24 protein-coding genes are annotated in these 23,477 nt (G+C 30.6%); 7 read left to right on the top strand and 17 right to left on the bottom strand.

The genetic code is table 11. The features are described 5' to 3' along the window. Nucleotides 1-171: 171 nt before the first annotated feature. The 11 genes from cuyB to EPK97_RS15905 all read right to left on the bottom strand — a co-directional run bounded on the left by cuyB (nt 172) and on the right by EPK97_RS15905 (nt 8,740). Entirely contained in the window at nt 172-882 is a 711-nt protein-coding gene (gene cuyB / locus EPK97_RS15955) for a cysteate racemase (RefSeq protein WP_162037618.1), read from the bottom strand. A 118-nt stretch (nt 883-1,000) separates the two neighbouring features. Next, nucleotides 1,001-1,975: a phosphotransferase gene (locus EPK97_RS15950; RefSeq protein ID WP_162037617.1), complete on the bottom strand. Its 975-nt coding sequence runs from the start codon at nt 1,973-1,975 to the stop codon at nt 1,001-1,003. A 62-nt stretch (nt 1,976-2,037) separates the two neighbouring features. Next, nucleotides 2,038-2,508 carry a GNAT family N-acetyltransferase gene (locus EPK97_RS15945; protein ID WP_162037616.1) on the bottom strand — a complete coding sequence of 157 codons (471 nt, stop codon included), beginning with the start codon at nt 2,506-2,508 and terminating at the stop codon, nt 2,038-2,040. Nucleotides 2,509-2,543: 35 nt separating this feature from the next. After that, complete coding sequence (locus tag EPK97_RS15940; RefSeq protein ID WP_162037615.1) at nt 2,544-3,215, bottom strand: HAD family hydrolase; 672 nt, start codon at nt 3,213-3,215, stop codon at nt 2,544-2,546. A 79-nt stretch (nt 3,216-3,294) separates the two neighbouring features. After that, the gene (locus EPK97_RS15935) at nt 3,295-3,492 is read right to left on the bottom strand and encodes a hypothetical protein (protein ID WP_162037614.1); all 198 of its coding nucleotides are present in this window, start codon (nt 3,490-3,492) and stop codon (nt 3,295-3,297) included. Nucleotides 3,493-3,801: 309 nt separating this feature from the next. Then, complete coding sequence (locus tag EPK97_RS15930) at nt 3,802-4,275, bottom strand: DUF2569 family protein (protein ID WP_162037613.1); 474 nt, start codon at nt 4,273-4,275, stop codon at nt 3,802-3,804. A 1-nt stretch (nt 4,276) separates the two neighbouring features. Continuing rightward, on the bottom strand, nt 4,277-5,008 hold the full coding sequence (locus tag EPK97_RS15925) for an HAD family hydrolase (protein WP_162037612.1): 732 nt from the start codon (nt 5,006-5,008) through the stop codon (nt 4,277-4,279). Between the two features lie 80 nt (nt 5,009-5,088). After that, nucleotides 5,089-5,706, bottom strand: coding sequence for a class I SAM-dependent methyltransferase (locus EPK97_RS15920; protein WP_162037611.1), 618 nt, complete (start codon nt 5,704-5,706; stop codon nt 5,089-5,091). Between the two features lie 30 nt (nt 5,707-5,736). Continuing rightward, on the bottom strand, nt 5,737-6,471 hold the full coding sequence (locus EPK97_RS15915) for a metallophosphoesterase family protein (RefSeq protein WP_162037610.1): 735 nt from the start codon (nt 6,469-6,471) through the stop codon (nt 5,737-5,739). A 63-nt stretch (nt 6,472-6,534) separates the two neighbouring features. Further along, nucleotides 6,535-7,380: an HAD-IIB family hydrolase gene (locus EPK97_RS15910; protein ID WP_162037609.1), complete on the bottom strand. Its 846-nt coding sequence runs from the start codon at nt 7,378-7,380 to the stop codon at nt 6,535-6,537. Between the two features lie 265 nt (nt 7,381-7,645). After that, nucleotides 7,646-8,740, bottom strand: coding sequence for a tetratricopeptide repeat-containing glycosyltransferase family 2 protein (locus EPK97_RS15905; RefSeq protein ID WP_240903849.1), 1,095 nt, complete (start codon nt 8,738-8,740; stop codon nt 7,646-7,648). Between the two features lie 412 nt (nt 8,741-9,152). On the opposite strand from EPK97_RS15905, the gene EPK97_RS15900 reads away from it, so the two are divergent. Beyond that, nucleotides 9,153-9,944: a TylF/MycF family methyltransferase gene (locus EPK97_RS15900; RefSeq protein WP_162037608.1), complete on the top strand. Its 792-nt coding sequence runs from the start codon at nt 9,153-9,155 to the stop codon at nt 9,942-9,944. 174 nt (nt 9,945-10,118) lie between these two features. Here EPK97_RS15900 and EPK97_RS15895 read toward each other — a convergent pair whose 3' ends face one another. Further along, complete coding sequence (locus tag EPK97_RS15895) at nt 10,119-12,419, bottom strand: glycosyltransferase (protein WP_162037607.1); 2,301 nt, start codon at nt 12,417-12,419, stop codon at nt 10,119-10,121. Between the two features lie 219 nt (nt 12,420-12,638). On the opposite strand from EPK97_RS15895, the gene EPK97_RS15890 reads away from it, so the two are divergent. From EPK97_RS15890 to rfbD, 5 genes are all read left to right on the top strand, one after another. Next, on the top strand, nt 12,639-14,048 hold the full coding sequence (locus EPK97_RS15890) for a glycosyltransferase (RefSeq protein ID WP_162037606.1): 1,410 nt from the start codon (nt 12,639-12,641) through the stop codon (nt 14,046-14,048). Between the two features lie 144 nt (nt 14,049-14,192). Further along, nucleotides 14,193-15,059, top strand: coding sequence for a glucose-1-phosphate thymidylyltransferase RfbA (gene rfbA / locus EPK97_RS15885; RefSeq protein WP_162037605.1), 867 nt, complete (start codon nt 14,193-14,195; stop codon nt 15,057-15,059). A gap of 65 nt (nt 15,060-15,124) precedes the next feature. Continuing rightward, a complete protein-coding gene (gene rfbC / locus EPK97_RS15880; protein ID WP_162037604.1) occupies nt 15,125-15,685 on the top strand; it encodes a dTDP-4-dehydrorhamnose 3,5-epimerase in 561 nt (186 codons plus the stop codon). After that, a complete protein-coding gene (gene rfbB / locus EPK97_RS15875) occupies nt 15,685-16,638 on the top strand; it encodes a dTDP-glucose 4,6-dehydratase (RefSeq protein ID WP_162037603.1) in 954 nt (317 codons plus the stop codon). Before rfbC ends, rfbB begins: the two co-directional genes overlap by 1 nt. A 40-nt stretch (nt 16,639-16,678) precedes the next feature. Next, a complete protein-coding gene (gene rfbD / locus EPK97_RS15870; protein WP_162037602.1) occupies nt 16,679-17,536 on the top strand; it encodes a dTDP-4-dehydrorhamnose reductase in 858 nt (285 codons plus the stop codon). Nucleotides 17,537-17,593: 57 nt separating this feature from the next. Here rfbD and EPK97_RS15865 read toward each other — a convergent pair whose 3' ends face one another. Both EPK97_RS15865 and EPK97_RS15860 read right to left on the bottom strand, forming a co-directional pair. After that, complete coding sequence (locus EPK97_RS15865; RefSeq protein WP_162037675.1) at nt 17,594-18,244, bottom strand: class I SAM-dependent methyltransferase; 651 nt, start codon at nt 18,242-18,244, stop codon at nt 17,594-17,596. 78 nt (nt 18,245-18,322) lie between these two features. Continuing rightward, entirely contained in the window at nt 18,323-19,387 is a 1,065-nt protein-coding gene (locus EPK97_RS15860) for a CgeB family protein (protein WP_162037601.1), read from the bottom strand. Nucleotides 19,388-19,639: 252 nt separating this feature from the next. On the opposite strand from EPK97_RS15860, the gene EPK97_RS15855 reads away from it, so the two are divergent. After that, the gene (locus EPK97_RS15855; RefSeq protein ID WP_162037600.1) at nt 19,640-20,320 is read left to right on the top strand and encodes a glycosyltransferase family protein; all 681 of its coding nucleotides are present in this window, start codon (nt 19,640-19,642) and stop codon (nt 20,318-20,320) included. A 69-nt stretch (nt 20,321-20,389) separates the two neighbouring features. Here EPK97_RS15855 and EPK97_RS15850 read toward each other — a convergent pair whose 3' ends face one another. The 3 genes from EPK97_RS15850 to EPK97_RS15840 all read right to left on the bottom strand — a co-directional run bounded on the left by EPK97_RS15850 (nt 20,390) and on the right by EPK97_RS15840 (nt 23,450). Then, nucleotides 20,390-20,911 carry a hypothetical protein gene (locus tag EPK97_RS15850; RefSeq protein WP_162037599.1) on the bottom strand — a complete coding sequence of 174 codons (522 nt, stop codon included), beginning with the start codon at nt 20,909-20,911 and terminating at the stop codon, nt 20,390-20,392. Between the two features lie 174 nt (nt 20,912-21,085). Further along, on the bottom strand, nt 21,086-22,000 hold the full coding sequence (locus EPK97_RS15845) for an NAD(P)/FAD-dependent oxidoreductase (RefSeq protein WP_162037598.1): 915 nt from the start codon (nt 21,998-22,000) through the stop codon (nt 21,086-21,088). Nucleotides 22,001-22,610: 610 nt separating this feature from the next. Next, nucleotides 22,611-23,450, bottom strand: coding sequence for an SDR family oxidoreductase (locus EPK97_RS15840; protein ID WP_162037597.1), 840 nt, complete (start codon nt 23,448-23,450; stop codon nt 22,611-22,613). Nucleotides 23,451-23,477 lie beyond the last annotated feature (27 nt).

Below are 23,477 nucleotides of genomic sequence, written 5' to 3'. Positions count from 1 at the left end.
CATACTCACCTACTTGAATTGATTTTACTATATCTCACACCTGATTAAAAGTTAGTAATAACTTAAATATGATATACAATGAGAGAAATCTCCCTTTATATCAAAACGTGTGGAATAGTGATAAGTTAGCATGCATTATTGGAACTTATGAATAACAAATAAGTTATAAAGTTATATTGAAATTTTAAATCTCTCTTTATCGATTCCAGTAGCTACTTCTATGACTTTTTTGGCAATGATATCTGTTGGATCAATCACACACATTTCCTCTGTTGATTTCAATACCAAAGGAACTTCAGTACAACCAGCTACAATGGCTTCAGCTCCACTTTTTTTCAATTGTTCAGCCACGAACGAAAGGTGCATATAACCTGTATCTAGCTTCCCACCTTTGATATCGTATATTCCCTGCATTACTTTTTCCTGTAATGTATAATCAGTTCGAATAAATTCAATATCATACTTTTGAAAATATCTCTGGTACAATTTTGATTTGACTGTTCCTTCTGTTGCTAATAATCCAACCTTATTAAAATTATTCTTTTTTAAATGATAAGCTGTCTCAAGAGGAATGTGTAAGATCGGAATTTGTATTGTCTTCTTTACAGCATTATAAAAAAAGTGTGCCGTATTACATGCAATAACAAGTAAATCGGCTCCTGCATTTTGTAATCGTTGTGCTGATTGTACTAATAATGGAGTTGGGTCTTCTCCTTTGCCCAGAATAGCAGAAGAACGATCTGGTATTTGTGCATTATTGTCAGCTATAACATGGATATGTTCTTGATCATCTTTTGCAGGCGTATTCTTAATAATTTTTTCCATTAAATCAACGGTTGCCATGGGTCCCATTCCGCCGATAATTCCTATCGTTTTATTCACTTTTATCACTCCCTTCAAGCATTCTAAACATTACGGTTTTAATTATAATGCTTTTTTGGAGTAAAGTATTATAGAATGATTCTATTCAATTATAGAATGTTTAAATATCCACCATAAATCAGGGCTCAGTAACCATAAGATAGGATTCTAGATCAAACCAATGATTTGTCAGCCATGTTAATTCCTCTATGAATCTTTTTACTTTTAGTGCTTTCTCTTGCAACAATAAGTCCGATTTGATCCACCAAGTAACTTCTACTATCCAAACAAGTTTAATTGCTTTAACAATTTCTGAAATAGATAACGAATAAATGGAGTTATAGCCCTTAACAAATGAAGTTAAAAGGGATATATCAATTGAATCATTGTTAAATGCGTAGGACATGATTGCTCTTCCTACATCATGCCATTGATATGAATAACAATTGCGGTCAAAATCCAAAACAATCACATCATTATTGTTAAACAATACATTGTCAGATGCAAAATCAGAATGGGTAAACCCTTTTGGAATTTGTTTAAAAAACTGATCATCAAAACTTTTAATAATGGCTTCTAACTTTTTTATCAAATGAATATGTTGGATCTGATTAAGTTTTTCAACATTTTCTAATTGTGTTTGATAGTGTTTAAATAACACTTCACGACTGTTTTCAAAATGAAATATTTCTTTTTCTGTAGATATCTCTTTAAATTGTTTATGCATCATCGCACATGTTTTACCCAAGTAATACATATGATCCTCTTTGATTGAATCAGGACTCATAGAAGAACCTTCACAATATTCCATTAACATGTACCATAGTTCAAGTGTAGGGGTTTGAATAATTTGAGTGTTATTTGTATAGATATAGGGACAGTTAACGCCATGATTTCTCAAATTAAGCTGTCTTTGCAATGCAAGTTCAATAAAAGTAAAACTTTGTTGATTGTATCGTTGATTACTGAACTGTTTTATCAAAAAGTCTCCTTTATTTGTAGAGATACACCACTTTTTATTTAACCAACCCCCATTAACTTCTTTATAGCAGTTCGTTTTAAATTCAAATGTCTTTTCCGCATGGCTTAACATCGTTATCAAAGATTCAACCATTAACTTTTCTCCTTAATTCTTTCAAAACTATCAAATCACACACCAAAATAATTAATATTTCTTTATATCTTTTTAACAAATAAAACCCGATCTTGACCCGTCCCATCATAATTTGTATGTATAGATACACCCTCAATTTCAATGTTACCTTCTTCGATATTAAACCCCATTTTTTGATGAAATGAAATGGAAGTTTTATTAACAGGTGAGGTTAAGCAATGTACAGTATTACGATCGTAATGTTTTGCTATATCAAAAAAAACATTATAAAGTTGTTTCCCTACATTACATTTTCTATATTCTGGATGAACACCAACAAAATGAATATAGGCTTTGTCAGAAAATGTTTGTGATAAAAATCCGATTAAAAATCCAATAATTTCTTCATCCTTTTCTACAATGAAACTAGTCTGATTAAAATGATTAAAAAATAGTTTTGGTAGTAAGTGCCTCATCTTTCGTCCACCCCACCATTCGTCTATTAATGGACTAATTATTTCATAATCAGTTGGTTTTAAAGAACGTATTTGCATATTCTTTCACCCCATAATTCATTATTTGCAAATAATCAATCATTTTGTTTTTGTAACTCATTAATAATCTTGTTCACATCTAACAGATCACGAATAATCCCATCATTTTCTGATGGAACGTCATACAAATTACTTTCCTTCCATAATGCCCTCATACCTACATTTCGACTTGCAATAACATCATTATCTGGATGATCCCCGAAATATATAGCTTCATCTGCCTTTACACCTAATTTTTTTAATGTATTTCGAAATATTTCAGGCTCTGGTTTTTTTATGCCCTCCCATTCAGAAATAACAATGAAATCAAAATAGTTTTCTATTTCTAGTGCTTGTATATTTTGATATTGAAACATTCCATAACCGTTTGAAATAATTGCTAACTTTAACCCTTTGTTTTTTAATGCAGCTAACATTTCCATAAGTCCAGGAAAACCAATGCAATGATGTTGAAAGGAGTTGATATAGTCTTCCAACAACTCTTCTACAGTTATAGACAAATGATATTCTTTTATCAGTTGGCCATAGACTTTATCTTTCCAAACATATCCATGATCATCTAAATCAATAAACCGTTGAATATAAGTTTGTTTGTCTATTTTCTTCAATGCATCTATTTTATTATATTGATCGTCAATAAAACGTCTTAATGATTCGTTTCTGTTAAGTAATGTACCATCTAAATCAAAAATCACGGATTTTATCATTCATATCCTCCCTTTTTGTGTCGAAAAACAACGTCCTTATAATTTTTACAGGGATTCTTACATACAGGTTTTTATGGAATCAATTTATACAATCTTTCTCAACAACCAAGAATCCAAAATATTTATCTGAATGGATGATATTTTCAAATTCTTCTAAGCTATCCAAATTAAAAACCATTGGTGAATTTTCTTCATTCCATACCAATTTGTCAAGCTCATATAAATAAGGGCCATCACCTTTATCAAGATTACAAATTACTATATTCTGTTTTCCCATAATTTTTAACTCCTAAGTAAAAATGAATTTATTTCCATGATATAACCAACATTGATAATAAATTTGCTCTTTGAATATCATTTAAGCAGTTTTCTATAAATAATCCCGATTCTAATTAGCGTTTGTTCACTTAGCTATATCAACCGCAACTCTATCACCTTTACTTGTTGGTAAACCAAGAATTCAACATTACTAGAGGAATTGTTCATCATTTGATGAGGAGTGTTAGGGAGGATCTCGATTCCCAAATATAATGTTCAGCATTCTTTTTGTTTATTTTCATATTGATCCCCCTTTTATTCTGATCATTTATCGTATAAATATTTCTTTTGTTTTTTTAGAAATAAACAGATACGGAATAGTAACTAATATGTATAAAAAAGTTCTAAAAATACTTTTTAGAATTCTATCGTTTACTGCACTCAAATATTCTCCATTTGCATAATTAGACAGAAAGTTATTAGCTGCCAAATCTATTAATAGTAATATTAAATATCCGATAAGTGTCAAAGTTATTAATTTTGGTACATACTTACTTCGTTTAAAAAATAAAACTATAATAACAAAGGAAAGCATTATAATAATAGGCATTAAAATAAAATCAATTAATACGATAAAACTCCATAATTTTGATAGACTAATCAAAATAGGAAATGAACCATTGAATATCATTGGTAATACTTCTATCTTATAATAAGCCAACACATTAATTGGAAACATTAGAAATATAAGAATTATGATGTACATGAATCCAAAACCACGTTTTGTTTCAATTGTTTGCATATTATTCCTCCATTTCCATTTTTTTATAAACCTCTTCATGTATTCTTTCAAGTTCTAATTCTTTTATTTTATCTTTTAATTCATACAAGTTGTTTATCCAAGATACTTGAGTTTCAACTTTCTGATTTTTTCGATTTAGCCAAATTCCTCTCATTTTCACTTTTTCACAAGCCAGTATGTCCGTATTTAAATCATCTCCAACATAAAAACACTCTGAGGGTCTAGTATTGGCTTTGTTACAAGCTATTTTAAAAATTTCTGTGTTAGGTTTTGCTATTCCTAAATCCCCAGCAGATATTATGATTTCAAAGTAATCATAAACTCCAATTTTTTTAAGTTTTTGAATTTGCTGCTGTGCATCTCCATTGGTTATAATCCCTAATCGATAATCTTTTAATTGATCTAAACATGGAAAAACATCATCAAAAACTTTCCAACTTTCTTCAAAGTAAGTTAAGTAGATTTGAAAATATTGTTCAGCTTTTAAATCATCAAGTGTTGATTCAACTAAATGAAAAATATCTTTGATTCTTTCTATTTTTTGTTCCTCGAATGTCAATTCACCTTTTAAAAATCTAGTAAAATGATTTTTACCAATTGTACACCATTGATCATAAAATTCATCTTCTGTAATTTTAAAAATATCAGTAAATTTGTTATAAAATTCTTTTACTGCTTGATATTCCGCTCCCTTAAAATCTAAAATCGTTTCGTCTATATCAAAAAAAATCATAAGTAAATCACTCAGATGATATATCATCTGCTCCTATTCTAACGTTTGTTTTAAAGTTGAATATAAATTATTGAATCTCCTTATTTAATTTTACTAAATAAAGCATATATGTAAGGACGTGTGTCCCCCTTAGGATTGATAAATGTATATTCTTCTTCTGCAATACATTCAAAAGAAGGAAGATATTCTTTTAAATCTTGAATATCATATCTTCTAACATCAAGACCCGCACATTTAGTTGCACCCTTTTTTGAGAACTCAGCAAAAATTGCATAACCTCCAACGTTCAGACTAGTGGTTACATTTTTGAAATACTGCCCAATAGAAACATCATCCGTTAAAAAGTGCAGCACTGCTCTATCGATCCAAATATCTATCTCTTTCAAATCTGTTGGCAGTGGTTCAGAAATGTCCTGACACAGCCATTCAATACGGTTACCCATATCCATATATTTGAGTTTTAATTTCTCAATTGCTTCTGAACTTAAATCATTTAATACTAAATCTGCCTTAGATTGTAAAAGTTCATCCACTAAACCCGATGTTCCAACACCTGAAACAAACATTTTAGATTCTTTCCATGTTGGGATTAGATTTAATATCTTTAATGTTTGTGAAAAACCTTCCTCATACCACCCTAAATTTTCATCTTCCGTTTTTTTGTATATCCCATTCCAATGTTCAGTTAGTTTCTTCAAAGTTATCTCCCCTTTTAATAAAAGTTCTTACTAATCCTTTAACCCTCTATACTTACCAGTTCTTAATTCTTTAATATAAGCTTCAAGTTCAGGCATGTTTTCATCAACAGCTTGTTTTATTGAAAGTTCAATATCATAAGGAACTCTTACAATTTGGGTTGAAACCGAACCCTGGTCTCCACTATCTAATTCTCCTTCAATAATTGCATATGATGCTAGTTTAAGATCTAAAGGATTACCGACACTTCCTACATTAAACAATGTTTTGCCTCTATAGTTTTGAATGTAAGCATTATGAATGTCTCCGTATCCTACCATATCAGGTTCTATTTCAGGAAAACCCGTACTTTCCGTATTATTAAACATAGCAAGCCTTTCTTCCATTGAATCCCAAGGTTGAACCCTTTTATACACACTTTCTGCAGATGCATGAAATAATCGAACTAACTTCCCACTCATCCAAAAATGAATTGAAAAAGGTAAACTCCTTAAATAATCTAACCTATGTACTCCTAATCGTTTCTGATGCCATAACATTGTTTCATGCTCATGTTTCAAAGTTATAGAATCATCCCAATTTCCTTTAATGACCACATCACAATGTTCTCTAACTCGATCAACCGCTATTTCTGAATGAGGTCCTTTTCCTACCATATCTCCTAAACAATAGATTTTATGTATATCTCTTTTTGTTATGTCATTCATTACTGCATCAAGAGCAGGAATATTGCCATGAATATCAGATATAATTGCAATTCGATTCATACAAACCTCCAAGTAAAATTATGATATATTTATTTATACGTTTTTAGATTAATCGCCCGAGGCTTATACACTATTTAAGATGTAATTCACCACGCTATCTTCATTATTGCTTCCTATGACCTTTGTAGCAGCCTCTTTTAGTTCTGGTTTTGCATTAGAAACTGCGATCCGATTTTTTGCAATTTTGAACATGTTTAGATCACTCGTTTTACTGCCAAAAACAGTTAGTTGTTCTTTGTTAACTCCATATTCTTTTAATAAGTAGTGGATTGCGTGTTCTTTTGTTGCTTTTTTATCATGAACGGTTAACCAAAACCATCCTTTTGTAAAGGGATTTTCTTTTAAGTATACTTCTACATGATTGGAATACATATCAAGGATCTTATTTCTAAGTTCTCTTAATATTTCATAATGTTCAATAATTGTAAAACATACAATTTGATCCTTCATTATACTCTTTAATTCAACTTTCTTTAAGCGGGTATCCTTCATTTGTTGTCTATTTATTATATACCAATTTACCCCTTCATTTGAGATGGTTTCATAATATAGACAATCTTCTTTTCCATTAAAACTGGTAATTAGAGGTGTAAATCCGCTTTCAGAAAATAAATGATATAACTCATTCGTTAAATTTGGTTCAATGTTGTTTATTACATGGTGATGTCCCGTATCCATATCTGTTATCAAAGCTCCACCAAACTCTATTACCGGTAATGTAAGAGATAAACCCTTTAAAGTTTGTCGAATGGAAAAAATACTTCTTGCACTCGCAACTGTAAAGAGCAAACCATTACGTATGAGTATATTCAATTGGTGACAAGAAGGCTCAGATAGTTGTGTTTTATTATTTAATAAAGTTCCGTCTAAACCAGAAATGCATAGGTGTTTAATTTTTTCATTTCTCATATATTTTCATATTCCTTTTGTTTAATGTACTCAATCTCACTTGTTACACAATATGCCCAAGAGATGGGATTGTTATATAACTGATGTCACTGATAATAGTGGAATTCTACAGCTTAATTTTGCCATATCCACCTGTCAAATTACAAGAAATGAACAAATTTAGTATTCCCCAACGTTCAAATAGGGTAACCCTTATAGGTTACCCATCATCAAACCAAAACGAAATCAAATGATTTATAATCATATTTTTCACACATCTCACTCACTATGTGGCTGCATTGTTTTTTGATTTCATTTCTTCTAAAATCTTTTCATTATTAGTTACGTAAGAACTATTAGGAATATACTTTGCTGCCATGTCATTATGTTTTTTTGCTTTTTCAAGATTACCCAAAGACATGTAACAGGCACAGATTTGTATATGTGGAAGCCATGTATAACATGGTTGTTGCACATACACACTCTGCCCTGGAATATCAATGACAGTAGCTATTTTGTACCAGCTAATTGCTTTTTCTATTTCTTTTTTAAATTCGTAAATGTAACCTAATCTACAACAAATCTCCGCCCTAGGCGTATCCAATTGAAACGTGTACAAACCATACTTCAACGCTTGATCATATTGTTGAAAATGAATATAACAATCAACAAGTTTTAAATATGCATAAATTCGCTCATCAACGTTCTCAGAATCTTCTTTCAAAAATTTCTGGTACCATTCTATCGCTTCTCTATGTTTTTTATGATCAAAACATTCATTCGCATAATGCAACACGTCTCTTGCAGTTAAGTCCTTGCCCTCTTCAATCGCTTTTTCATAAATTTTTATGTTTCGATCTGTATTTGGTTTGGTTTTTAAATGTTTTATAACAATATTCGTTACGAAAACAACCCCTGTAACTTCAAGTATTTCATGAACTAATCCAACCCATTGAAAATTGCACTCTTTTTTTACAATACGTTCGCGACGATGAGCAAATGTGGGGTTCCCCTCCTCATCATAGGAGTATTCATATTCCATCATGACACACTCCATGTTATGTGGAATAAGTTTGCCTTTCAGTTTTAAAATTTGTTTGCGACTTTCTTCAGGTACAATATCATCTGCGTCGAGCCACATAATAAATTCACTTGTTGCTTTTGAAAAAGAGAAATTTCTCGCTGCTGAAAAATCATCTATCCACTCAAAATCAAAAATCTTGTCGGTATACTTCTTAGCAATCTCTTTCGTTTGATCGGTTGAACCTGTATCTACAATTATGATTTCATCTACTAAGTCAGCAATTGATGCTAAACATCGATCAAGTACTTCCTCTTCATCTCTCACTATCATACAAAGACTTATTGTTGCCATAGTCATATTATCTTCCCCTGCCTCTAAACCATGATTTCACTTTTGACAAAACAATAAAATCATATCCTTAAGATACAATTTCATTCTCAAATGTATGTTGTTATATATATGAAAAATGATGGAATAGAGTTCCAAATGAGGCGAATATCCATATATATCTTTATTTTCCCAAGGAAAATCATATTAAGGAGATTTAATATCTAAAAAGTGTTAATTATAACTTAAGAATTTCTCTCCAAATTCATCTTGTTCGATTCCAGTGAGACTTTTTAACATTTTCAGATTTCATGAGTGCAAATGCTCATCTTCTTTCATTTGTCACAATTTATAACGAAAAATAATAATATAAGAAGTATACATGTTTAAGCATGAGTGAAATTATCGAACTGATGTTCGAATGCTAAAGGGGAGAATATTAATGAAAGCAAAGCGTGAAATAAATTTATATCTTGAGTTACTAAAAAAGACAATATTGTTTGAGATTTGGTCAAAAAAAGAAATATATTCACCTACAGGCCGTCCCATACCTTCAGAATTAAATGAATTCTTAAATTCTCACAATTGGCCTACCATTGCACATAGCATGATTGGACGCCCCCGAATGGATCAATTACACGACGCAATGGAAAGTGTTATAAAAGATAACATTAAAGGAGATTTCATTGAAACAGGTGTCTGGAGGGGGGGAAGTTGCATTTTCATGCGTGGATTTTTAAAAGCTTACAGTATACAAAACCGTAATGTTTGGGTCGCTGATTCATTTAAAGGATTACCTGTACCTAATGAAGAGAAATATCCACATGATGCAGGTGATATACTATGGACCAGTGATTACTTAAGTGTTTCTTTAGAACAAGTTCAACAAAATTTTAGAAAATATGATTTACTTGATGATCAAGTGAAATTTCTAAAAGGTTGGTTTAAAGATACCTTACCATCGGCACCCTTTGGTAAAATTGCTATCGCTAGACTGGATGGTGACTTATATGAATCTACCATGGATAGCTTAACAAATCTTTATCATAAGGTTTCTCCAGATGGATTTATAATTATTGATGATTACGAATTACCAACATGTAAACCAGCGGTGCATGATTTTCGTCAACAAAACAAAATAAATGAGCCACTTATTAGAATTGATCCTCATAGTGTATATTGGAGAAAACGTAAACGTCAAATGATCCCCACCTTAAAACAGATAGGGATTTGATTTATATACAGAAAAGTTCGAACCATACACATCGGCATGCTGACACATGCCGATGTTATAGAAAAAAGGGATGTCTATCCCCCTCTATGGAACTTTAACAGACATTTGTTTTGAAACATACTCCTATAGGCACAAATACTACAATAGAAGAACATTTTAACTTATTGATCAATTTTAATCATACAATTCAACAATACGATCTTTCATACAATTCCACTCTCTTCCTTTTGATGTTTCTAGACCAGAACAAATCAATTTTCCCCTTAAAGACTCATCAGAAATAACCTCTTCAATTAAACTGATAGCCATGTTAATATCACCTTGGTTATACATAAGACAATTTTCTCGATCTTTTAGATATTCTTTGTTGCCCTCATTAGGAGCAACAAGTACAATACCACCAGTTGCCATCATCTCAAGAGGTGGATATGAAAAACTCTCTAATATACTTGATTTAATCAATAAATGACATTCTTGATATATTTTATAGACCTCATCATTAGGAATCTGATGAAACAATTTATCAACCATATACCAATCTTTTGGTTTTCCTTTATATGATAAATACCATATTTCATATTTATCTCTATCTAATTGATTACTAATCTTAAAACTCTCATCTACATTTTTACCATTGTCTTCGGAGTTACCTTCTATTAAAATTTTTATTTTTTTCTCTTTAAAATTTCTTTTTTTATACTTAAAGATAGCAAGATCAATTCCGTTTGGAACATATTTTGATTGTTTCTTGTATTTTTCATATAACCAACTAGAGCACCACTTGGATATCGTTAGATATTTCAAGTTGTTGAAAGAATTATAAGTTCTGTTTGCATATATCTTCGTTGATTGGCCGTGTGCATAAAAATCGGTTTCAAAATTTTGTACCAAATAATACTTTTTCTTTACTTTTGGATAAATGTTAACAAAATCTAATGTATTCCATAATGTCGCAACTAACTTGTGAAAGAATGCCTGAAAAGTAGTATTTAAAGAAGACACCACATTAACTTCACCATCTTTATTTTTTATATTTTCATCACTTTTATCATTATTGATGATTGTTACATCATAACCATGATCTCGTAATATACTACAATGTTTAATCGTTACATTTACTCCCCCACTAATATTAGTTGAGGGTAAAACAAATAAAATATTGGGATTTAAATTTGATTCAATAAATTTTAATAATGACAATCCTGTATATGAAGTTACATTATTTTTTCTAACCCTGTGACATGCATTTTCAGCTATACTATTTCTTTTTCTGTCATCATCAATTAACAATTTCAAGTTTAAATACCAATCGTCGTTATCATTACATAATAGTCCGTCGACACCATGTTGAATACAAGTATTAAAGGCCCCTACATTACTTGCTATTGTTGGTGTTTTGACAAAAGCAGCTTCTACCCATTTATTCTCAGATTTAGCCCTATTAAAGATCGTATTTTCTAGTGGACATATATTTATGTCTACTGCAGAAATAATTTTAGGCAGCTCTTGCCAATGATGAAATTCTTCTATGATAATTTGTTCTTTATAATTTTCTAATTCATCTGGAACATCTAATATTCCAACAATTTTTATATACAAATTTTTATACTCTGACAGCACTCGCTTTATTATAGGAAGTATCATTTGAAAGTCGTCATTATGTGTAATACTCCCACTAAAATAACCGATTATTATTTTGTTATTATCAGGTACTTTTGTTTTAAGTGCTTCTAACGCTAAATATGCCATGTAATCAGAAGACACATTTCGATTAATAAATATTTCACCATTCACATATTCGCAAAGCTCTTCTTTTAATGTTTCCGTGGTAGTAATAGCATGATCACATAACTTCATCGTTTGTTGCATTCGATTGACCCCGTCCATATACAAATCATAATCCTTCTCATTCATGGTATGAATATACTTAATTTGATTCACATATTTAAAGTCTATGACTAAGTCATCTATATCAAAAAACGTTACTTTGTTATAGTACTTACACTTTATTATAAATTCTTCAACGTTTTTCGTATGTGGACATCTATAAAATATAAATCCTCTATAATACTTTACCATTTGCAAATCTAAATCTTCATAAAAGACACAATCACATGAGTAACCATTAAAATGTAACTGTTCAATCTGATGAAGTACTCTGTACCTAAAAGGATGATCTAATGTACATCCATTAATAAAAAGAATATCCTTGAAAAATTTTCTTTGTAATTTGTTATTCTGATAATCATTAAGGAGTATATCATTATTCATCTGACTAGAAACATTAGTCCTATTTAATTCATTGATAATTTGATTTTTTTTATTTATGTTGGTGATTGCTTTAAAGAGCTGTTCATTCTTTCGCCCTATTTCTTTCCTTAAATCCTCAATTTCATCATTTTTTTGCTCAATCTCTAACTCTATTTCTTTTAACTTAGTTTCTTTACTCAATCTATCAGATTGTTCTTTATTCATCTTAACACCTCTATTCGGATTCATTCATGTTCATTAACTAAATACAATTCCATTCTTTAGATATCTTATTAATAAATGAAAAATGATTCAGTTATGTTCCACTCTTCCAGAGGTTCCATGTAACTTAATTAGGAACACAATCTTAGATAAATCATAAAATATAAAGTAACTTTTCTAATTTTAAACGATATCTACATTTGAAGGAGCTATTTTTAAAACATGAATACAAGTATTATTGTTTTAAGTCACAACCAACTAACATACACAAAAAAGTGCATTGAAAGTATAAGGAAATATACTTATTCAGATTATGAACTCATCGTCGTAGATAATTCCTCACAAGATGGTACTGTAGACTATTTAAATAAACAATCTGATCTTCTTGTCATTTTAAATAAAGAAAATGTCGGGTTTGCTAAAGGGAACAATCAAGCAGTTAAGATAGCTAGTGGAGATGTTATTGTATTTTTAAATAACGATGTTGTTGTTACAGAAGGTTGGCTGGAACCCTTAATCAGCACCTTATTTTCAAGTAAGAAAATGGCTATCACAGGCCCTGTAACAAATAATGATAATGTAAATGGCTTACAGAAAATTCAAGTAGACTATAATCAAGAAACATTAGAAGGCCTTACTGATTTCTCTAAACAGTATTGTTCTAAACATAGTCAAAGTAGTAAAAGAGTATTAAGACTTGTAGGGTTTGCTCTTGCCTGTAAAAAAGAAGTATTAAATGAAATCGGACTATTTGATGAATCATTTGGTATAGGTAATTTCGAGGATGATGATTTATGCTTACGAGCTTTGAACAAAGGTTATGAAATAAGGATAGTGCAAGATTCCTTTATTCATCATTTTGGTAGGATTACGTTTAAGTCATCAAAAATTAATTATCCTAATTTAATGATAAAAAATAAAGCGATTTTTGATAAAAAGTGGGGATTTGATGTTCATCGATATTTACATCCTCCATTAGACCTGATATCAATAATTCCTAGACCTATTTCACGTGTTTTAGACATTAATTGTGGAATGGGTGCTTTGGCGATGGAACTAACTAATCAAATCGAGTGTAAAGTAGTAGGCATAGAAAAGAAAGAACATGTATTTTCTTTTGCACAAAAGCATTTGAATCAAGCCTTTCATGGTGACATTGAAACAATGGAGATATCAAAAAATAAACTAGGATTATTTGATTGTATAATTTGTAACGATATTTTACAAAAACTGAAAGACCCTTGGACTGTAGTGAAACAATTATCTGGTTTGCTACATAAAGATGGCTACTTGATAATTTTAATTCCTAATGTAAATAATCTTGAAGTGCTGACAGAACTGTTACATGGAAGTTTTTCATATAAAAATTTTGGTACCCTTAATAAGGAACATTTAAGATTTTTTACAAAGTTAACCATACCTACCCTATTCCCTCTAGAAATGATAATTGAGAATATCCTACCCATTATCCTACCCATTAAAAAAGAAGTTTCAGATAACGGCAAAGAGTTTATAGGTGAATTAGTAGAATTGGGGCAAAAGTACGGTTTAAATACCAGTGAATTATATAATGATATCATCACTTATCAATATATGATTAAGGTTAGGAAAATAGTGGATCTTGAAGATTGAATAAAGGAACACATTCCTTTTTTAAAACATAAATTATTCAATATAGAAAAATCATTGAAAATAATCTTTGAATTATAATTTCTATAAAGTGAACCATTGGTTAAGTTGTAAGATTAAAGATAGATCAGCATAGGAGGATTTCAAATGAAGGGGATTATTTTAGCTGGTGGGAGTGGTACTAGACTATATCCGTTAACAAAAGTTCTCTCAAAACAATTACTTCCTATTTATGATAAACCTATGATTTATTATCCATTATCTGTATTGATGTTAGCAGACATTAGAGAAATATTGATCATCTCTACTCCTCATGATACACCCAGGTTTAAACAACTACTGAAAGATGGAAAAGATTTAGGATTAGACTTATCCTATGAAGTACAAACCGAACCAAAAGGAATAGCTGAAGCATTTAAGATCGGTAAAAATTTTATCGGTGAAGATCATGTGTCCTTAATACTTGGGGATAATGTTTTTTTTGGTCATCAATTCATAAATTTACTTGAACGATTAACAACTCAAAATTCGGGAGCAACGATATTAGGTTATCCTGTAAAAGATCCTAAACGGTTTGGAGTTATAGAGTTAGACAACCATAAACAAGTTATTTCAATTGAAGAAAAGCCATATCTACCAAAATCAAAATACGCAGTTACAGGATTATATTTCTATGACAATAAAGTAATAGATATTGTAGAACATATTTCCCCTTCTTCAAGAGGGGAACTTGAAATCACAGATGTAAACAAGGTTTATTTAGATTCGAATGAATTACACGTTGAACTGTTAGGGAGAGGATTTACATGGATCGATACTGGGACCCATGATGCCTTGCAAGAAGCATCGAATTTTGTAAGAACCATTGAAAGTAGACAAAATTTAAAGATAGCATGTATTGAAGAAATTGCATATCGAAAAGGTTATATAACTACAGAGCAATTACTTAAGTTAGCAAAGTCTATGAAAACCAACAGTTATAGTGAATATCTGATTGACATTGTTAACAATTGAAAAATCACCTATCGGGGACCTTTTGTTTTGATATAAAAAATGAGCCTGCTACTGGGAGGAATTATGTGAATTTCATAAAAACAAAACTACCGGGAGTATTCATAATTGAACCACAATTATTTGAAGATCATCGTGGTTTTTTTATGGAAAGTTATCAAAAAGATATTTTTCTTAAAGCTGGTTTATCATCTAATTTCGTCCAAGATAATCATTCCTTTTCAAGAGAAGTAGGAGTTATTCGTGGGTTGCATTATCAACTAAATCCTAGCTCACAGACAAAACTAGTACGTGTAGCTACAGGGGTTGTACTGGACGTTGTTGTTGATATTAGAAGAGGTTCGCCTACATTTTCCCAATGGATTGGTGTCATATTAAGTGAACATAATAAGCGACAATTGTTCATTCCTAAAGGATTTGCACATGGTTTTTGTACATTAACTACCAACACAAATTTATTATACAAGGTGGATGAAGGATATTCCCCACAAAATGACAGAGGTATTGCTTGGAATGACCCCGACATTGAAATTGAGTGGCCTGTTACTAATCCAATTTTATCTAAGAAAGATGAAAAACACCCCTTCTTAAAAGAAACTGAAAATAATTTTTGTTGGGAGAAATCATAATGAATTTATTAATTACTGGTGGTGCGGGGTTCATTGGCAGCCATTTTATACATTATATACTCAATAAATATGACGATTACCATGTAGTGAATGTAGATAGATTAACCTATGCTAGTAATCTATCTAATGTAGCAACATTTGAACATCATCCCTATTATACTTTTATACAAGGGAACATCGAAAATAAAGACTTGATTACCCATATTGTGAAAAACAATAAAATTGATACCATAGTAAACTTTGCAGCTGAAACCCATGTAGACAGAAGCATTCATGATTCATCTATTTTTGTGAAAACGAATGTATTGGGAACTCAAACTCTTTTAGAAGTAGCATTAGAAAACAATATACAAAAATTCATTCAAATTTCTACAGATGAAGTATACGGTGATTTAGGTGCTAGTGGTTACTTCAGAGAAACTACTCCTCTATCCCCCAAGAATCCATATTCAGCAACCAAAGCAAGTTCAGATCATCTAGTGCTTGCCTACCACGAAACTTATGACATAAATGTAAATATAACGCGTTGTTCTAACAATTACGGTCCCTATCAATTTCCAGAAAAACTAATTCCACTACTAATTTTAAACGCATTAGAAGAAAAGGAGCTCCCTATATACGGAGATGGAACAAATGTAAGAGATTGGATTCATGTAACCGATCACTGTGCTGCAATTGATCTTGTCATTCACAAAGGAAAAACTGGAGAAATCTATAATATTGGTAGTCATAACGAGCGAAACAACCTTGAAATTGCTGAATCGATTATTGAGAAACTTGGTAAATCGAAAAAATTAATTACATTTGTACAAGATAGGTTGGGGCACGATCGTCGTTATGCCATTGATGCGATGAAAATTTCAAAACAACTAAATTGGAAGCCAAACATTCCCTTCGAAAAAGGAATCACAGATACAATTAAGTGGTACGTCAAAAATAGAAATTGGTGGTGAAAAAAACTTTAAGTGAATTTAGTAGATAGGGGGAAATCACTTGAAACATCTTAAAGTACTAGTAACAGGAGCAGACGGACAATTGGGAAGAGATATGGTGCAAAGACTTAAAAAAAATGGAGAAAAAGTGTTTGCTTTTGGCAGAAAGGAACTAGATATCACTGACATAGATCGAGTATTAATTAAAATGAAAGAAATACATCCTGATATTGTCATTCATTGTGCGGCTTATACAAACGTTAATTTTGCAGAAAAAGAACCAAATCAAGCCTTTTTAATAAACAGCTATGGAACAAGAAATGTTGCAACTGCGTCTGAACAAATAAGAGCAAAACTTGTTTATGTAAGTACTGACTATGTATTTGATGGAAGTGCATCCTCTCCGTATACAGAATTTGACCAGACTAATCCATTAAATCAATATGGAAAATCAAAACTAGCAGGTGAACAGTTTGTACGTGAATTACACTCCAAGTTTTATATTGTCAGAACCTCATGGTTATATGGAAAACATGGTCATAATTTTGTTAAAACCATGCTTACATTAGCAACAGAAAAGGACTCGCTCTCCGTCATATCTGATCAAATAGGATGCCCAACCTATACGGTAGATTTATCTGAACGAATTGGTCAATTAATACATACAGACAAATACGGTATTTATCATATTTCAAATGCTGGCAGTTGTTCATGGTATGAGTTTGCAGATTTAATATTTAAGAAGAAAAAGATAATAGTGAATTTAAAAAAAATATTATCTGATTCCTTTGAAAATGATACCCCTCGACCCTCTTACTCTGTTTTAAGTGATCGTGCTTTAATATTAAATGGTTTTGATAAAATGAGACATTGGAAGGATGCATTAATGGAATTTTTATCGGAATTAAAAATTCGTTAGGAAGTCACTGTCAAAGAGAGTTTTTCCAATTCTTCAAGTTCTCTCTCATTTTAAACTTTATTTTTCATACACTTTCTTAAATTCATCTTGCTGATTGATAATAAACTGATCATCGCATCCTTTGGGAAATAAAACACCCAAACCAAATGAGTGATCAAATTCAATGAAAGGATAATGTTTCTTCAACATCTCCCATAATTTATAAACACCAAAGTCATCTTTTTTTACAGCAATATCATGGAATAAAACAATACTATTTATTGATAACTTTGGAAACCAAGTTACATAATCATGTTTAACACTCTCAAAAGTGTGATAACCGTCTATAAGTAAAATATCAATTGTATTATCTTCAAAACTGTTTACTGCCTCATTAAATGTTGTCCTCATTAGAGTAGATATTTTAGGGAATTCAATATCAGAAATTTTCTTAACTTTTTGATATATATTTTCTTTATATTTACCTGTATGAGGGTCTCCTTTCCAATGGTCGACAGCAACACACTTCGCAGGAATTTTATCATCTTTTACAGCCTGACAAAAACTAAAATGGGACACTCCCCATTGAGTACCTAGTTCAACTACTAATTTTGGTTTTATATTTCTTACTAAATCATAAGAAAATTTCTTATGATCATTATATGTCGATATACTAGAGGATACATATTTTTCTATTAAAAATGTAGGTGAATAATAGTTCCATTTCATCTTATTCATTTCCTCCAATATAATTTATATGTATATATTGTATTTTGTGAAAAGATCCAATATATACAATCTAATACTCTATTTATTTTTTTCATTAATACTTGTGAATACATTCTGTAACAATTGATTAATTCTATTTAAAAAAGTTTCACTTTTTAATGTTATTTGCATAGCTTTTCTTGCCATTCTTTGTCTTTTAACCGGATGAGATAAATAATAATCAATTTTTTTTATCAAATCACTAGGTGAAGTATAAGTAGCAATATCCTTACCTGGTATATAAATATTTTTTAACTCTTCACGATAATCAGTTAGTTGGAAAGCTCCACAAGCAGATATTTCAAATGTTCTTGGATTCAGAGATAGTGCTGGAATTTTAATTGTATTACTATTTATTTCTGGATTCTCAATAGAGCGATGCATATTTATAACTATTTTTGTCCCATTATAGTATCTAGCTGTTTCCTCATAAGATATTCTATCGTTTATTAATATGCAGTCACGAAGTGAAGAATTTTTAAGTTGATTCCAATTCGGTCCTATAATCCGAATATTTCTCTTAAATAATTCATCATCAATTGACTTAAGAAATTGTAGTCTATCAGGATGTGCGTGCCCCACAAACAGAATATTCGTGTTGTATTTAGATTCCAAATCTTTTTTTTGATTAAATATATCATGATCTACAGCTAGAGGAAGAAAATATACATTTTCGCAACCTAATGACTTATAAAAATCTATACACTCTTTTTCAACTGTAAACACATAATCATAATTTGGTGCCAACGTTTTTGTGAAATCTGTGTAATATGGATCATCTAAAAACCATATAGCTGTCTTAAAACCTAATGTTTTTAATAAAATCACTTTAGTTGTTGGTACGTTCCAACCGTCAAAAAATATAATAAGGTGAGGGTTGATTTCACTAGCTACTTTATGAATATGTTGATTTGGTGAAACGGTATGGAAATGTTGTATTTCTTTTTTAAATGACTTAATGACTGATGCCTCTAATGTATCATAAGGGGTGCTTTTTCCAGATTTTACAAATAAAATAATGATATTCTTTTTATTAATTTTCTCGTTTATAGGATGATATGAATCACGCTTAAAGTATTTTCTTTTTCTGTTTGTAAATTTCATTATAATTCTAACTCCTTTAATCTTGATAAATTGTTCAAAGTGTTAGTTTTTTGACCAAGTACACATTGTTTAATAATCTTTTAGCACAAAAGAATTTAATTTTTATAAAAAGGATTGATCAATTATTCTTTTTTTATAATTATGAAATATATATTAATTATTGTTTATAACGATTAAAGTAAAAGAAGTTAGTTTCAAACTTGATTAGCAATAAATGGTAATTAGGATGAAAATTATGATAAGGGTGAAAATATGAATGAGCAAACTATAGCATTTATTTGTTGTGTCAATAACGAAAACCATTATAATGAGTGTAAAAATCATATTAATCATCTGTATGTTCCGGCAGGATTCCGGATTGAACATATTCCATTATATAATTGCGAAAATATAACTGTTGAATATAACAAAGCTATGAAAAACAGTAAAGCGAAATATAAAGTGTATATCCATCAAGATTGTTTCATTTTAAATAAAACTTTCATCCCTAATTTCTTAAAGGTTTTTTCAGAGGATGAACAAAATGGTATGCTTGGAGTAGCTGGTGTAAAGCAATTACCACCCTCAGGTGTTTGGTGGGAAGGTAAAGAATGTTATGGAAAAGTAATTGAGTATAGACAAAGTTATAACTATCTTTGTTTTCAAGAATTTGAATCACAATATGTTGATGTACATGCAGTTGACGGTTTAGTCGTCGTGACTCAATATGATATTGAATGGGATGAGCGAATCAAAGGATTTCACTTTTACGATACATCTCAATGTATAAGATTTATTAAACAAGGATTAAATGTAGTCATTCCACGTCAACCTATGCCTTGGGTGCTCCACTTTATTGGAAAAAGAGGAACTAACAATCAGGATTTTCGGGAATTTCATCAACTACGTAAAAAATTTTTACATCTCTATGGAGATACTCTGAAATACATTTAATGAATATATTTATTTATGAAGCAGATTAACCCCTTCCGGAGTTAATCTGCATCTAACCCAATGTTCAATTCACTTCTTTTTTTCTGTCGATTTTACTTCTGGTTTCCTATCAATACAAACCGCAGCCAATGATCGATCTGCTACAGTGCTCCTAGACGTTTGTTGGCTTGGGTCAGGGGTAGGTTCAATTCTAGCTTTAAGCTGATAACAAACAACACCTAGCTTAGGTGGAGTATCACAAAATGTAAAGTTCGGTTGAGAATTTTGATTAAAAGTCATACTCTGACCTATTCCTCCTAAAATATCAAAATAACGTATTTCAAGTGCTGAAGTTATTTGTGATGCGATAGGGTCTCCATCTCTGCAAAGATTATATCTAACAGTAGCAGTAGGGTTTATTGGGGGAATTCCCAAAATGTTACTATCTGTTCCTGTTAAAAATTCACATACTGACCAATCAAGTTTCACATCTTTCTTTGGATCCCTCACACATACTTTAACTTCAAGAATAACTTGGTCTAGATTTGTTAGTGTTACGCCTACATCTCTAAAATCACATATTACATCTGGACCTTTCTTAAAACCTGCCAATGTACTACCTCCTTTCGATTCGGATAATTTATCTTATTCAAAAAAGGTTATACTTGTATAGGCAAAGAGAGGATAAAATTAGAAAATAGACATTTGTATTGCATTGTATTGCAAACTTTTTCAAAAAACCTTTAATTTAAAAAGTCAGAGCGTCCTGCCCACTTTTCACTCTAATTACCAATTTTCCTTTATGATTTCTCTATTTATGGATACTCCTGCACAATATCCTTCACTTGCTGATTTGATTAATCCAGAAAATAAATTTTTTGCATCTCCAATAATATATAAACCAGAAACATCAGATAACCCATTCTGCTTCGTTATATAAGTATCATTTTCATCTATTCTGCAACCTAGCTTTTCTGGAATTTTACAACTTTGAGTTTCTTTTATTCCTTCAATAAAAGCTGCAGTTCTTAAAATGAGTTTTCCATCTTCTAATTGAAAACTTTGCAACTTTCCATTTTCAGAATTCAAATGTTTTATTTTACTCTCTATGATTTTAATTTGATGTTGAACCAAATTCTTTTTTTGTTCCATGTTTAGATTTGCAGAGCCATTAGTAAATAAAACAAGATTTGAACTCCAATTTTGTACCGATCTTGTATATTCAAAAATTCGATCTGAATTCCCTATTACAGCAAGTGGCTGATCTCTAAATTCCCAACCATCACAATAAGGGCAGGGAAACGCACTCCGTCCATAGATTTCTTTTAATCCATCTATATGAGGTAAATGATCCGTTACACCCGTTGCAAATAGTATTTTTCGACTATAAAGTTTAACTCCATTCTTGGTTATTGTTTCAAAATGCTTTTCCTTTTTTTCAACATGAACAACTTGTTCATTCATTAATTCAACATGCTTATATTTTGCTAATTCATTCCTACTAATATTTTTAAATTCATGAGGTTTTATACCATCCCTAGTTAAATAACCATGAGATTCATAAGTCACATTATGTCTGGGTTTATTGTCATCAATTAACATTACTTTTCTCTTAGAGCGCCCTAACACAAGTGCAGCACTTAACCCTGCTGGTCCACCACCTACAATCACAACATCAAAAAAATTTCTTAACTCTTTCATTTATATAACCTCACTTCTATAGATTTCCAGCACTATATTTTTTATTGTATTCAAGTTAAAGACTGAACGTATGGACGGCAGTGGAATTGATAAACCTAAATATTAAGAGTCAAATGTTTTTTCAACAATATAGCTACCATTACACGATCAGTTGAATACAAATACAAACATATTGAACACATTTCATATGAAAAAGTACAAATTAATATGTAATTGTCTTTAAATTCTTCGTTGGAACATTATCCTTTTCTAAATCATAGAATAAAAAAGAATCTAAAATTAAAACTGCGGAAGGATTTTCAATGACCCCGATATTGGAATTGAGTGGCCTGTCACGAATCCAATATTATCTAAGAAAGATTGAAAAACATTCTTATTTAGAAAATATTGAAAATAATTTTAATAGGGAGAATACATAATCTGTATAAAAACATAATGTTTAAAATATAGTGGATTACACACTCTGAGATTTTCATGGAAACATCTTGCAGTATTATAATTTAGATTTTGAATGTGATACTTCTCGAGAAAATGGTCAGTTGTTTATTGAGTAATCGTTTTTTTATCAAAACAAATAAAACTAGAGGCAATTAATGTCCCTAGTTTATTACTAAAATTTATAAAGATTTTGTATATATTCATAGACTCCCTCATTCCATGGACGAAGCTCATCAAAACCTTGAACTTTTAAAGCCATATTTTCTAAAGTTGAATATTTTGGTCTCAAACTATTCGGTGCTGAATCTTTAACTTTAATAGGAACTAAATGATAGTCACTTATACCCAAACTTTCTAGTACAAGTTGAAAATAATCATACTTTGAACAAATTCCACTACTTGTAACATGATAAATTCCATACAAATCAGTCATCATGATTTTAATTAGAAATTGAGCTAAATCACTAGTTGGAGTTGGAGATCCAAATAAATCCGTTTCAATGTTTATGTTCTTTTTCTTTAATGTAGCATCTTGCATCCACTTAATAAACCTCTCACCGCATAACCAAGATGTTCGAAGAATAAAGTATCGGCTGTGCAAAGTTTGCACTATTTTCTCTGCTGCAGCTTTAGTTTTTCCATAAATATTCACTGGAGAGGGTTCATCAAATTCTGTATAACTAGGATGTAGACCATCAAATACGTAAGCTGTACTTAAAAATAAAAATTTTGCATTAACTTTTTCTGATGCGACAGCTACGTTACGTGTACCTAAAGTGTTTAAATGATAAGCTTGATCAGGATACTTTGTTAGAAAATCTACATTAGCATTAGCAGCACAATGAATGACTATATTGGGTTGAATGTTATTTATAATTCGATTCACTTCATCATAATTTGTTACGTTCATTTCTTCTTTTGTAAATTCATGTACGTTTAAATTAATATTTCCTGTAAGTTTTATTATTTCTTTTGCTAATTGACTTTTAGCACCAGTAATTAAGATTTTCATTTCCCACCTCCTGAATAAATAACTAGA

Source organism: Chengkuizengella sediminis, assembly GCF_010078385.1.
GTDB classification, from domain to species: Bacteria; Bacillota; Bacilli; order Paenibacillales; family KCTC-33759; genus Chengkuizengella; species Chengkuizengella sediminis.
Note: the sequence above shows the minus strand (reverse complement) of the source record. Positions and strands in the feature narration are given on the sequence as shown.

Bases quoted from the DNA above. Each gene is read 5' to 3' on its own strand.
- EPK97_RS15945 (WP_162037616.1), bottom strand. From the start codon at position 2,508: ATGCAAATACGTTCTTTAAAACCAACTGATTATGAAATAATTAGTCCA.
- EPK97_RS15905 (WP_240903849.1), bottom strand. From the start codon at position 8,740: ATGACTATGGCAACAATAAGTCTTTGTATGATAGTGAGAGATGAAGAG.
- EPK97_RS15950 (WP_162037617.1), bottom strand. From the start codon at position 1,975: ATGGTTGAATCTTTGATAACGATGTTAAGCCATGCGGAAAAGACATTT.
- EPK97_RS15935 (WP_162037614.1), bottom strand. From the start codon at position 3,492: ATGGGAAAACAGAATATAGTAATTTGTAATCTTGATAAAGGTGATGGC.
- EPK97_RS15855 (WP_162037600.1), top strand. From the start codon at position 19,640: ATGAATGAGCAAACTATAGCATTTATTTGTTGTGTCAATAACGAAAAC.
- EPK97_RS15915 (WP_162037610.1), bottom strand. From the start codon at position 6,471: ATGAATCGAATTGCAATTATATCTGATATTCATGGCAATATTCCTGCT.
- EPK97_RS15910 (WP_162037609.1), bottom strand. From the start codon at position 7,380: ATGAGAAATGAAAAAATTAAACACCTATGCATTTCTGGTTTAGACGGA.
- EPK97_RS15900 (WP_162037608.1), top strand. From the start codon at position 9,153: ATGAAAGCAAAGCGTGAAATAAATTTATATCTTGAGTTACTAAAAAAG.
- EPK97_RS15940 (WP_162037615.1), bottom strand. From the start codon at position 3,215: ATGATAAAATCCGTGATTTTTGATTTAGATGGTACATTACTTAACAGA.
- EPK97_RS15865 (WP_162037675.1), bottom strand. From the start codon at position 18,244: ATGAAATGGAACTATTATTCACCTACATTTTTAATAGAAAAATATGTA.
- EPK97_RS15860 (WP_162037601.1), bottom strand. From the start codon at position 19,387: ATGAAATTTACAAACAGAAAAAGAAAATACTTTAAGCGTGATTCATAT.
- rfbB (WP_162037603.1), top strand. From the start codon at position 15,685: ATGAATTTATTAATTACTGGTGGTGCGGGGTTCATTGGCAGCCATTTT.
- EPK97_RS15890 (WP_162037606.1), top strand. From the start codon at position 12,639: ATGAATACAAGTATTATTGTTTTAAGTCACAACCAACTAACATACACA.
- EPK97_RS15930 (WP_162037613.1), bottom strand. From the start codon at position 4,275: ATGCAAACAATTGAAACAAAACGTGGTTTTGGATTCATGTACATCATA.
- EPK97_RS15845 (WP_162037598.1), bottom strand. From the start codon at position 22,000: ATGAAAGAGTTAAGAAATTTTTTTGATGTTGTGATTGTAGGTGGTGGA.
- EPK97_RS15840 (WP_162037597.1), bottom strand. From the start codon at position 23,450: ATGAAAATCTTAATTACTGGTGCTAAAAGTCAATTAGCAAAAGAAATA.
- EPK97_RS15925 (WP_162037612.1), bottom strand. From the start codon at position 5,008: ATGATTTTTTTTGATATAGACGAAACGATTTTAGATTTTAAGGGAGCG.
- rfbA (WP_162037605.1), top strand. From the start codon at position 14,193: ATGAAGGGGATTATTTTAGCTGGTGGGAGTGGTACTAGACTATATCCG.
- EPK97_RS15895 (WP_162037607.1), bottom strand. From the start codon at position 12,419: ATGAATAAAGAACAATCTGATAGATTGAGTAAAGAAACTAAGTTAAAA.